Source organism: Chryseobacterium cupriresistens (assembly GCF_046614675.1).
Taxonomy (GTDB): Bacteria; Bacteroidota; Bacteroidia; order Flavobacteriales; family Weeksellaceae; genus Chryseobacterium; species Chryseobacterium cupriresistens.
The window spans coordinates 16,390-29,262 of sequence record NZ_JBKKJT010000015.1 but is presented as its reverse complement, the minus strand read 5'-3'; the positions used below and the strand labels follow the sequence as shown (position 1 = coordinate 29,262).

Genomic DNA, 12,873 nt, shown 5'->3' with positions numbered 1-12,873 from the left:
GCCCCGATAGGAATGGTTACCCCGCAGCTGGGTTGGAGGGTGAATGGATTGGAGCGTGGGACCCTGCGGCTTTGCTCAGGGCGGGAGCGCAGGCGCGAGGAGTATGAATGGATAGCGGGAAACAGCTACTGAAATTATTGATATCTGTATATGCTGGTCAACAGAAATAATTGAGTAGCCAAACGTCTTTAGTATAGTGATAGTTTTTAACTTGTAACCAACTTTATTCAATTACCAGAGATTTTTGTTTTTGTAATTTAAAATTGTGTAACTTAGTAAGGTAAAAACAGTTACGAATCTAAAAATATATACTATGAAAAAACATTTATTCCCTCTATTTTTACTGTTGTTAGGTGTAAATGCGCAAGCACAGCAGGATTTCTTTGCGATTACGGGAAAAGATACCCAGAGTATTAGTTTCAATGATTTCCGGGCAATTGATGCAACAAATGGAACTTCAGGAGAGAAATTTTTCACTACTGATTCTTCAGCAAAGGTGTTTTCACAAACAAAAAAAGGCATTGTAGCAGAGGACAGGAATTCTTACAACCATTCCCAATCTGTTACATTAGCAGCTCTTGCCTACGATTCTTCGAACAATAATCTGGTATACATGCCTATGTTTTCTTCGAATATCTATGTTTTGAATCCGAAGACAAAGGAAATTACTTTAGTGGAAAATAAGGTGGCAAGAGTATCATCATGTGATATTAATTCTCATATTACCAGAATGGCAACCGGATATAACGGTAACATCTATGCTGTCAATAATGCGGGGACACAGTTTTTGGAAATCAACAAAAAAGCAGGAGAATACACTGTGACTGATCTTGGAATTATTAAAGATGATCCTTCTAACGGAAGAAATTCTTTTACGGCTATGGAGACTGGTTTTGGAGGTGATATGATTGCTGATGCAGATAATAACTTCTATGTTTTTGCTGCTTCAGGAAATGTTTTCAAAGTTCTGACAAAAGATTTAAAAGCGAAATTTATAGGTAAAATTGCTGGCATTCCTGATAATTATTCCGTAAATGGTTCTGCTGTAAATGCTCAGGGGAAAGTGGTAATAGCAAGTGCAAAAGGAGGGGCTTTATACGAAGTAGATCTGACAACTTTGCAGGCTAAACAGCTTCCGGGAGAACAGGGACTTCATATTTACGATTTGGCAAGTAAATATTTTGCTAATGATAAATCTTCAACGGTAAATACTATGGCTGCTAATCTTGATATTTATCCGACAAGAGTTGATGAACACTATATCAACGTTCATGTTAATAATAATTTAAAAGGTGCCATTAAACTGAACATTTTTGATATGGCAGGTAAAAATGTAATGACTCAGAGTTTATCGGTGAAAAATGGCTCAATGGACGAAAAAGTATACCTTAAAGGATTGGTAACCGGAGCGTATATTGTAAATATTGCTGATGAATCAGGGAAAGTATTATTCAACAAGAAGATTCTGGTAACAAGATAACAATGTATTATAACTCATCATATAATGACCTTTTCAAATTATTTTGAGAAGGTTTTTTAATGATTATTTGATATCCAATAAGTTTTATTTTTCGATATTAAAATGTACTTTTATAAAAAAATATAGATGAAACTATACTTTAATGTAGGATATATTGTAAATGCTGGAGAAAATTTGCAGCTGGTATTTGGTGAAGACGAGAATACCGTACATGTCCATACTATGTTTTATGCGGAGAATGGTTTATGGAAATGCGAAGTAGATTATTTTTCAAAGCTCATTTCTTATCATTACCGGGTAGTGAATGAAAAGGGAAATGTATTAAGAGAAGAATTTGTGGGGCATCATTTGAGTTTTCCACATAATTATAAGGAGTTTATCATTTTTGATGAATGGAATAACAAAAACTTTCCTGAGAATTATTTAAATAATAAAATCCTTTACAATAAACTGCACGATTTTATTCCCGAAAAAGTTACGGTTTTAAAAAAGCATACCCATCTCTTTAGAATAGAAGCTCCTATTTATAATCCGGATTGGAGGATTGTTCTTTTCGGAAGTACAGCATCACTGGGAAACTGGAGCTATGACAAAGTTGTTCATCTTAATCAGACAGATTTTGGAATGTGGGAAACTTCTGTTGAAATTCCGGAGAATGAATTTATCCAGTTTAAATATTGTATTTATGATACGAAAGAAAACAGGGTTATAGATGTAGAAACGGGAGAAAACCGATTTACAGTTGCCAATCCGCTGAGTGATGTGCTGCAGGTAGTTTCCAATCATTATTTTAGGTTTAAGGGATATCAGATGTATCATGATGCCGGTGTCGCAATTCCTGTATTCTCATTGAGAAGTGAGGATGGATTCGGAGTAGGGGAATTTACAGACATTAAAAAACTGGCAGACTGGACGAAAGAAACCGGTCTTGGAATTATTCAGATTCTTCCGATCAATGATACAACAGCCAATTATTCATGGACAGATTCTTATCCCTATGCAGCAGTATCTGTTTATGCGCTGCATCCGCAGTATATCTCTTTAGAAAACCTTGATTATTCTTTACCGAAAGAACTAGTTGATGAGTATCTGTCTGAAAAAGAGAAATTAAACTCTTTGGATCTGATCGATTATGAAAAGATGATTGAAGGCAAATGGAAATATCTTACAGCCGTTTTCAACAAAGAAAAAGACAAAATTTACAAGGACAGAAATTTCAAGAAATTCATCAAGGATAATGAATACTGGCTTGTTCCTTATTCTGCATTCTGTGTTTTGAGAGACAAATATAAAACACCTAATTTCAACGAGTGGAAAACTCACAAAAAATATATTGCAGGAAAGATTTCACAGTTCTTTACAACGAAGAATAAAGACTATGATATCTCAATGCTTCATGCCTGGGTACAGTATCAGTTACATGTACAGCTGAAAGATGCTGTTGATTATACCCATAACCTGGGAGTTTCGTTGAAGGGAGATCTTCCCATTGGTATTTACAGATATTCTGTAGAAGCCTGGACAGAACCGGAATTATTCGGAATGGATTTTCAGGCTGGTGCACCACCTGACCAGTTTACTGAGTTGGGACAGAACTGGGAGTTCCCGACTTATAATTGGGAAGCTATGAAAGCAGACGATTATAAATGGTGGAAAAACAGGTTCAAAGCACTGGAACAGTATTTTGATGCCATGAGAATCGATCATATTTTGGGATTCTTCAGAATATGGAGGATGCCGGTTTCTGCTGTACAAGGAATTTTAGGATACTTTTACCCGGCTGTTCCTATTGTTTTGGATGAATTCAAGGCCTGGCAGATTCCGTTTAATTTTGACAGGTATTGTAAGCCTTTTATCAACAATAAGATCTTATGGGATTATTTTGGAGAAGAAAGCGCAAAAGCTCTTGAGTTGATGAACCGTAATGAAGATGGTACCTATGCTTTTAAAGAAGAATTTAATACCCAGAGAAAACTTGTTGACTTCTTTAAGAAAAAATCTTACGGACCTATTGAAGAGAAATTGATTTCCCTTTGTGCCAATGTTTTGTTTTTACCGGAAGAAAGAAATGGGAAGACGGTTTACCATCCCAGATTTAATGTTTACAATACAGAGTCTTATCAATACCTTCCCGAATCGGAACAGAAAAGTATATATGACCTTTACCATGACTACTTCTTCAGAAGACAGGACCGCTTGTGGTTTGAAAAGGCCATGGAGAAACTTCCTGTTATCCTGAATGCTACCAAAATGCTGATCTGCGGTGAAGACCTGGGAATGGTTCCTGCCTGTGTACCTGTTGTAATGGACGAATTGGCCATCATAGCATTGAAAGTACAAAGAATGCCTTCTGAAAATATTCCGTTCTATAATCCTAAGAATGCAAACTATATGAATGTAGTGACAGCTTCTTCCCATGACAGTTCAACATTGAGACAATGGTGGAAAGAAGATCCTGTATTGACACAGAAATATTACAATCAACAGCTGATACAATACGGAAAGGCACCTGAAGATCTCAATCCTCACCTAGCTGAAATCATTATGAAGCAGCATCTGTATAATGAGGCTATGCTTGCTATTTTCCCGATGCAGGAGTTTCTGGCAACAGATGCTGAGCTTACCAATAAGAAAATGGACAACGAAAGAATCAATAATCCGGCAGTTTTTCCACATTATTGGCGCTACAGAATGCATATAAAACTTGAAGATCTGAAAGAGAAAACCTCTTTCAACAAAAAAATTGCACATTGGGTAAAAGATAGTGGAAGGGCGTAAATTTTGCACCTGATTATCAGGTAGTTAAAAATATTTTAAAAGAAGTTTAATCTTATGATTTAACTTCTTTTTTTTATTTGTATCAAAAAGATAGAATTAAGATATTCTGCTATATATTAACCAATTAACGACTATAGAGATGAAAAAAATATTTTTGGGATTAGCTTTTGGGTTGGGCGTTTTGACGTCTGCTCAGCAATATCCGAATAATGGTTGGGATGATGACGGTTATTATCAGAATGAGGGAGGATATTACAGTGATGAAGATGACAGAAATTATTTTCCTGACGATTATTACTACAATTATCCTCAGGATTATTATCCAAATAATTATTACCAAAGCTATTATAACGACTACAGAGGAAGTATTATCAATATCGACTGGAACGGATTTTTCGTACAGAACAGATTAAGCAGATGGCAGGTAGACCAGATTATGAGATTGAATAATCTGTTTGCAAGCTTCACAGCATGGAATAATTTCTACAGATATAATCCGGACAGATGGTATTATGACAGGTTTTATGCATTGGAAAGAATTTTAGGACCAAGAGTATTTGTGGTTTTCCAGAATAACTATTACAGAGGTTCCAGCCCAATCGTATATTTCCAGAATTACAGAAGAACATATTACGTACCGAGATATACGGTAATGCCTAGATATAGAAATATTAATATCAACGTTTACAGGGTAGACCGATCAAGATTCCGTAGAATGGATAATCCTACTTTTGATATTATCAGAAGAGGCAGCAGACCGGATAACGGTTTCAGAAACACGGGAAACAATGGAAATTCAGGAGGCTTCCGAGGTAATAACGGAAATAACAATAATTCCGGTTTCAGAAATGATAATAACGGTGGTTTCAGAAACAGTAACGGAGGCGGCTTCCGGGGAAATTCTGATAATGGAGGAAACAGAGGAAATAATGATAACGGAGGCTTCAGAAATAATAATGGTGGCGGATTTAGAGGGAATAGTGAAGTAAGAAGAGAAGCTCCTAAAAGAGAAAACAATAGCGGATTCAGAGGAAACAATGGAGGAGGCTTCAGACAAAGATCTGAAAGTTCTGCACCTAGACAAGAAAACCGAGGTAATAACGGTGGTGGTTTTAGAGGCAGTTTAGTAAAGAATTAATTTTCATATATTATATTTAAGTGGTGTGAAGGGCAGGTTTTTATAATCTGTCCTTTTTTTTGTTGTTTTTTTTAATTTGTTTTTGTTAAAATTTAACATTATTTATGAATTTGTTAATTTAACTTGTGTTTTAATTCATTATCAAAAAGGTATAATAACAAAATAACAATTAATTAAATTTTAAAAAGATGAAAAAATTAGTTTTAGCAATAGCATTTATCGGAATGGGAAGTTTTGCAATGGCACAACAAACTACAACCCCGCAGGACAAACAGGCAAGAGCTGCTGAAATGAAGCAGAGAATGGAGCAAAAACAACAGGAACATTTAGACCAGATGCAAAAAGACCTTAATCTTAATGCTTCTCAGGTAGCTCAGATAAAGGTACTCCAGGATAAAAGAAAAGAGGAAATGAAGGCAGAGTTTGACAAGCATAAGGCAGACAGACAAGCTAAGATGCAGGAAATGCACGCCAAAAGAGCACAAATGGATGCTGATATGAAAAAAATCCTTACTCCTGATCAATATGATAAATGGCAGGCTGACAGAAAAGCTAAAGCAGAGAAAATGAAGATGGCTATGAAAGAAAGAAGAATGATGAAAAAGCCGATGAATACAGGAACTACTGAAGTAAAATAACAGTTTGTAATTTTAGTTTTTTAATGTTTTAAGGGTGGATGTTTTTCCATCCTTTTTGTATTAATTTTCTTTAAAACTTTTGATGTAGGGCTTTTATTCCCTATTTTTGACTATAAATTTAATACGTATGGTTAGCGAAAAAATTGCAAAATTAATTAACGAACAAATTGCCCACGAACAATACGCCGCTCAATATTATCTTTCAATGTCTGCATGGTTTTCAGGAAAAGATCTTGATGGAATTGCCAACTATTTCAGAGTACAGAGCAAAGAAGAATTGATGCACGCAGATAAAATGTTTGATTATTTGAATGATGTAGGAGGAGAAATTATCATTGGAGAAATTCCAAAACCTCCACATGAGTTCGAAAACGCAACGGATATTTTTGAGAAAGCATTAGCGCATGAGAAAGTCGTAACTAAAAGTATTTTCAATATTGTAAAAAATGCAAACGACGAGGGAGATTTCGCAACAACTTCATTCCTGCAGTGGTTTATCAACGAACAGGTAGAAGAAGAAGCGAGTGCTTCTCAATACGTAACAAAAATCAAAATGGTATGCGATAATCCATCTGCATTATACCTTTTTGATCAGGAATTGGCACAGAGAGTATTTACTCCTGATACAACTGCTTAAGATTGAAAATTTTTCAAAATATAAAACCGTTATCCTTAAGAATAGCGGTTTTTTTGTTATGATAAAAGAATTATTTCCTATACGGCCGCCTTTGAATTCTGACAGCAGAAATAAAAACCACAGCTCCCAATACAAAACTTAGAAATAAAGAGTTGGCAATATTTTCAGCGGGCCCAAAATGGTGGTCATCCGGGGTAACGGGCGGGTCTAAGCAATCAACAATATTGTAAGTGACCACTGTCGTAAATAACATGATAATCAGGCTTATAAAAAAGGAGTTCAAGTATATTCTCATGGTTGGTTAGTTGTAAAACAAAATATAATCAAAGACTGTATGATTGTATTCGTCTTAGAATAAAAATACTAAAACCTTTTTATATTTGAACAATTTTTGTGAAAAATTGTTACAGTAATGTTTTGTAAATCTTTAGATTACAGATAAATGATCTGAGTTTTGAGTACTTTTTTGCCCAGACGTTCAAGAATATTTTTATATCCTTCTACCTGCGCTTCATCTTTCGCTTTGGGTTCACCGGTTTTGAAATCTACAATTATATAACCTTCTTCACCCTTTAAAATACGGTCTGGCCTGAAAATATGGCTTTCTCCTCTTTCAGAGATCATGATATCTTTTTCGTTGATTACTTCCCATTTTTCATCAAAAAATTCTGCATACGTTCTGACAATTTCCTGTAATGTAATCTGAATTTCATTTTTTTCCTCCAGTGTAATCTGTCCTTCCAAAGCATAACCATCCAATACCTTCGCTATATCCTTTTCCGTATTGATCTTCGATAAAAGTTCATGCACAAAAAGCCCGATTCTTACCTTTTCATTTCGTACCTGATAATTTTTAGACGGCGTAGCTATTTTGATGGATGTACTTTTTTCATTAACATTCTTCAGGTTCTGGATATTCTGGGTTTTAAAAGAAGAGCTTTTATCTTTAGAATATTTCTTCAGCATTTCAGGATTCAACGGGTAAACATCAAACTCGTCAGCCTGTTCAGGATTTTTTGTCTGAAGGAATTCCAGAAGCTCAAGATTATTAGAGGTCTTATTTGCCTTTTGCAGATAGAAAAACAGCTGTTCAACAGGTCTGGTGGTAGCCACGTATTGCAGACATAATCTGTCGATCAGGTTTTTATAAGAATTCTTTGTGTTGAAAAACAGAATTTCATCATCATAAGCTTCCAGGTTTTTACTAAACTGATTGATGTTGACCGATTTTAAAGCTTCATTCTCGTTTGTGTCAAACCAGTTGGTAAATTCACTGTCCCGGTTTTTGTTTATCATTGGGATAAAAACAATCGGGAACTCCAGTCCTTTAGACTTATGAATGGTCATGATCTGGACAGCGTCGATATTTTCCGAAGCCTGAATAGTGTATGAAGAAGCTTCTTCATCCCAGTATTTCAGAAATTCTTTGGTGCTGGCACCTGCATTTTGCGTAAAGTTGAAAAGCATTTCCAGGAAGTTCAGTAAAAAGTCTGTTTCTTTGTTTTCAACAGAAAATTCGTTGATATAATATTCGATAAAATTATAAAGATTGAATCTCGGAAAGTTGTCCTGTTTAAGCTGCAGCGAATATTTTTGATGGATAAACTGCAGAATTACTTCATGCCCTTCAATATCCAGAATCTCTTTCATACCCAATGTGAAATCCGGCATATGAATTTTTCCCAACGTATTCAGATGGTACATCATCATGATCAGACAATGTTTATTCTTAGGATTGAGCTCCCAGCGAAGAAATTCAATAACAGCTTTTAACGTATTGGAAAGTTCCAGTGTAAGGCCTTTATCAGAAATTGTTTTAATATTGGTTTCTTCTCCTTTGTAGCTGACTTTTAAAGCTCCCAGTTTCTGAGAATAACTGAAAATATCAAAATTTCCACGGCAAAGAATAGTGATGTCAGAAAACTTGAAACCATTATCCAGACATTCCTGGATATCTTTCCGCATCCTTTCTGAAGTATCATTGTAAAATTCTTCATTCGTAAGGTTTTCGATCAGATTTACCTTTACGCGCCCATCCATTTTGGATTTTGGATTTTGCTCAGCATCTGCTCCGAAAATATTCTGATGTTCTTCCAGCAATCCTTCAGAATGAAAACGGTACAGTTCATTGTTGAATTGTACAATGTTTCTGGCACTTCTCCAGTTATCCTTTAATACCAGAAGATCAGCTTCTTTAGGTGAAAATTCTTTTTTGTTGATGATATCCAGCATCAGTTTGCTTTCCCCGCCACGAAACCTGTAAATACTTTGCTTGGGATCGCCCACCAATGTAAATGACGTGTATTCTGTAGAAACACTGTGATCTCTCAGCGGAACAAAATTCTGCCACTGTAGTTCTGACGTATCCTGAAACTCATCAAAGAAATAATGCTGAAACTGTGAACCTACTTTTTCATAAATAAAAGCAGAAGGTTCATTTCTAAGATTTTCATTGATCAGAATATTAAATTTAGAAAGAAGAACAAGATCATTTTCTTCTTCAATTTTCTGAAGCTCATCCTGAATATCTTTGTTTACCTTTAAAGGAAGAAGAGCAGACAAAACTTTCTCTTTCTTTTGAGTTTCAATATACAGAATGATAAGTTTCATTCGGTTGTCGAGAAGCTGATCCAGGATTTCGAAAATTTCAGATTCTTTATGTTTCGATTTTGAAGACGCTCCCTTTCTATAATTATTGATAACAGATTCTTCCTGCGTAGTAGGGAAAGGAAAACCAGTTCTTTTCTGTTGATAAAAATCAATAACCTTTGTAAAGAATCCTCCGATTCCATTTTTACCCTGAGCAAAATCTTCAATATCAATATTTCTTGATCTGAATAATTCAATAGAGCTCGCAGCCAGCTCTGCAGACTGTTTTTTATTGAGAACAATCTCTTTACGAAGCGTATTCTTGATATTCTCATAACTGGCATCGTCAAAGCTTTTATTGCTTTTCAGATGCTCATAGTGAATATCCTTTACAAATTCCTTAGCCGAATCATAAAGATTTTTATTAAGATTGATCCTTTCATTGTTTTCAAGGCTGTAGTCTACATAATCCATGAAAGAATTGGAAATAGTCTCATTCTCACCAATCTGATCCAGCATCTTATCAACGGCTTCTATCAGAAACGGTTCAGCTTCAATTTCAAGGTTAAAATTTTTAGCCAGTCCCAATTCATAGGAAAAACTTCTTACCAGCCTTGAGTTAAAACGGTCAATCGTTCCGATATTCAGTGTGGAATAATTGTGGAGAACATAGTCCAGCATTTTTTTTGAACGCTGATGAAGGTCATCAATGGTAATTTGCAGACCCTGTTCTTCAAATGCTTTCTGGATGTTTTTCAGATCCGTATTCTCTGCATAATCTTTAGCTGAAAAATTTCCCAGCCACGATAAAATTCTTTCCTTCATCTCATTCGCTGCTTTATTGGTGAAAGTAAGCGCGAGAATATTCCTGATCGACTGCTGTTGATTAGGATAACGGAGACAGATCATCAGAAGCCTTTGTACCAGGGCATAGGTTTTCCCGGATCCGGCAGAAGCATTGATGACTGTGTAAGAATTTTGCATTGTTAAAAGAGAATTGAGACTGCAAGTTAGCTAAAATTTAAAAGAAACTTTAACAATTTAATTACGCTATTTAACAGTTTACAAGGCAAAAATCAAAAAGAAATATTAAAACGCGTTAACTGTGGTTAAACTTATGGGATACATTAAAAATAATTTTAGCTTTGCTTTATAAAAAATAGCCCGTGAAACTTAAACTATTCTTTTTCTTATCCTTTATTTTTTTTATCCATACCCATGCCCAAAGTTATATATTTGGTAAAATTATTTCCGAAAACGGTACTGAAATGCAGGATGTGAATGTTGTCAATATCAGAACTGATGAGATTGTAGTTTCCAACAGGGATGGTCATTTTATGATTTCGGGGAGGCAGGGAGATGAGCTTCGTTTTATAAAGGCTGGTTATGAACGTATCACCAAAATAGTTTCCCAGGAAAACACACAATCTCCGATGAATATAAGTATGGTTCGCCAGACTATTCAGATTCCTGAAGTGGAAGTGAAACAGGGGCTAACCGGAAACCTTAAAATTGATTCAAAACTTTATAATAAACCTCAAAAGGTTGAAAAACTGCTCAAAGATATGGATCGGTATATGGCTCAGAAATCAGATCCCAGAATACTGGCTGCAAAACCCGGGGAATTTGTACAGCCGAAAGGGCAAGGGTTTTCTATTGGGAAAGTGAAGGACAAATGGGATGATGTAGATTTAATGAAATACATCAGAGCAAGCCTTGGTGACGATTATTTTACCAATCTTAAAATTGAGAAACCTCTGATAGAACATTTTATTTATTATGTTTTTGCAGGCGGTTTTGAAAGGAAAAAAATCCTGAAATACGGATTCTGCAGTGATGCAGACCTGAACAGGTTTCAGCGTTTTGTCCTGACAAGAATTTCATCTTATCGTGCTCCGCAAACTCAAAGATAATATGGAAACAAAATATATCAGAAGAGTTTTATTATTAGTGCTTTTTTGTACCGCTTCAGGATTGTGGGGACAGCAAAAAATATCAGGAAAGGTAATAACAGGCGATGACCTTGATTTAGCTCCTGTACTTGTTGTTAATATCACAGGGAACAGAAGTGTATTAAGTGATATGTCCGGAAAATTTGAAATCGAAGCCAAAGAAAATGATGAGATCAGATTTGTAAAAGAAGGATATTACCGGGTTGATAAAAAATTGACCAAAGAAGAGATCAATACTCCTTTCAATATTATTCTGAAGAAGATGGAAATTCAGATTCCTGAGGTCAGGATTAAGTACAGACCTACCGGAAATCTGGCAAAAGATAATCAGCATTATAATGAATCCAGAAAGCTTCAGTCCTTAAAATCAGATATGGATGATTATATGAGAAGTCCGCTGAATCAGCCTTTACCCAATAACACTACATCCAAAACTTTTACCGGTCATGATTTCAATGCAGGGCAGGTCAATCTGTTTGGCGTATTTAATGCTGTAAAGAAACTGGCACAGCCTAAGGTTACCAAAGCCAATTACAATGAAACCAGGGATTTCCTCAGGAGGGTTAAGAATGAAGTAAATCTGAGGTTCCTTAAAAAGTACGGAATGGATGAAGAACAGATTGATGCATTTCTTCTGTATGCCGATAAAACCCGTTCATTGGCGAAAAGATACCGTAAAGATTTTAGTATCACTGTCATTGAATATGAACTTAAAATTGCTTTCGGGGAATACAGTAAGACAAACAAATTAGAAGGAGTTAAAGAATAATATATAAAAATCAGAAGTTGGGTTATTTTACTGAAAATATTGAAACATCCGGACAGAGAAAGTTTTTTCTTTTCCTGATGCTTCTGTGCAGTACTTTTATTTTTTCTCAGCAGAAAGTGACAGGGCGAATCGTAGATGACAATGGAGAGAATTTAAGTAAAGTAATTGTTATCAATATGTCTACTGATAAAAAAGTATATTCTGATTCTGAAGGTATATTTTCTATTGATGCCAATCCTAATGATGAATTAAGATTTGTAAAAGAAGATTTCAGAAGAGTTTCCAGAAAAGTTCTTACCAATGATATCAATTTGCCACTCTTTATTACTCTTTATCAGATTCCGAAGGATGTAGGAGAGGTCAAAATTGTGAAAAAACTCACCGGAGATCTGGAAACAGATTCCCGGATTGTTGCTAAAGTAGATAAAGGAGAGCAGGTGAGAGATGCCGTCGGTCTTCCGCAGCCGGTCGGAAAAATGAGAGAAAAACCGGCAGAAGTAAAAAGTGTACTTTTACCTATACTTTTGGGAAACCTGAATGTTCAGGGCGTATATGATCTGATAAGCGGGAAAGCCAGAAGACAGAAAAGACAATACAGATATGACGATCTTCAGGAACATATCGTCTGGGTTCGGGATAGAATAGAGGATGAATATTTTATCAAAGCCGGAATTCCTGGTGACAGAATTTCAGAATTTATTCAATTTTCATTTTTAGCAAAACCTCAGGTACGAACCTATGTAAAAGCAAGAAATCTTTCGGGGGTTATGCTGAGACTGGAAGAGACAGTTCCTCTTTTTCTGGAGAGAGTAAATCAGGATCAAAAGTAATTTAAATGTTAATAAATTCTTAAAATATTGGAATAGAAATTGATACCATTTTGGTAACACAA

At 35.4% G+C, this 12,873-nt stretch carries 9 protein-coding genes; 8 read left to right on the top strand and 1 reads right to left on the bottom strand.

Translation table 11 applies throughout. The features are described 5' to 3' along the window. Positions 1–313 precede the first annotated feature (313 nt). The 5 genes from ACLI50_RS22440 to ACLI50_RS22420 all read left to right on the top strand — a co-directional run bounded on the left by ACLI50_RS22440 (position 314) and on the right by ACLI50_RS22420 (position 6,671). Complete coding sequence (locus ACLI50_RS22440; RefSeq protein WP_343643758.1) at positions 314–1,480, top strand: T9SS type A sorting domain-containing protein; 1,167 nt, start codon at positions 314–316, stop codon at positions 1,478–1,480. 126 nt (positions 1,481–1,606) lie between these two features. Continuing rightward, on the top strand, positions 1,607–4,258 hold the full coding sequence (locus tag ACLI50_RS22435) for a 4-alpha-glucanotransferase (protein WP_411414668.1): 2,652 nt from the start codon (positions 1,607–1,609) through the stop codon (positions 4,256–4,258). Between the two features lie 139 nt (positions 4,259–4,397). Then, positions 4,398–5,396, top strand: a complete 999-nt coding sequence (locus ACLI50_RS22430; protein ID WP_411414667.1) for a hypothetical protein — start codon at positions 4,398–4,400, stop codon at positions 5,394–5,396. A 188-nt stretch (positions 5,397–5,584) separates the two neighbouring features. Continuing rightward, positions 5,585–6,034, top strand: a complete 450-nt coding sequence (locus tag ACLI50_RS22425; RefSeq protein WP_411414666.1) for a DUF4890 domain-containing protein — start codon at positions 5,585–5,587, stop codon at positions 6,032–6,034. Positions 6,035–6,161: 127 nt separating this feature from the next. Further along, a complete protein-coding gene (locus ACLI50_RS22420) occupies positions 6,162–6,671 on the top strand; it encodes a ferritin (protein WP_343643762.1) in 510 nt (169 codons plus the stop codon). 432 nt (positions 6,672–7,103) lie between these two features. On the opposite strand, the gene ACLI50_RS22415 is transcribed toward ACLI50_RS22420, so the two are convergent. Then, positions 7,104–10,244 (bottom strand): UvrD-helicase domain-containing protein, encoded by a 3,141-nt coding sequence (locus tag ACLI50_RS22415; RefSeq protein WP_411414665.1) that lies wholly within the window; start codon positions 10,242–10,244, stop codon positions 7,104–7,106. Positions 10,245–10,426: 182 nt separating this feature from the next. On the opposite strand from ACLI50_RS22415, the gene ACLI50_RS22410 reads away from it, so the two are divergent. The 3 genes from ACLI50_RS22410 to ACLI50_RS22400 are packed head-to-tail and all read left to right on the top strand — an operon-like array spanning position 10,427 to position 12,811. Further along, positions 10,427–11,173: a hypothetical protein gene (locus ACLI50_RS22410; protein WP_202840415.1), complete on the top strand. Its 747-nt coding sequence runs from the start codon at positions 10,427–10,429 to the stop codon at positions 11,171–11,173. Between the two features lies 1 nt (position 11,174). Beyond that, entirely contained in the window at positions 11,175–11,981 is an 807-nt protein-coding gene (locus ACLI50_RS22405) for a hypothetical protein (RefSeq protein WP_202840417.1), read from the top strand. A 17-nt stretch (positions 11,982–11,998) separates the two neighbouring features. Continuing rightward, a complete protein-coding gene (locus ACLI50_RS22400; RefSeq protein WP_228406530.1) occupies positions 11,999–12,811 on the top strand; it encodes a carboxypeptidase-like regulatory domain-containing protein in 813 nt (270 codons plus the stop codon). Positions 12,812–12,873: the final 62 nt, after the last annotated feature.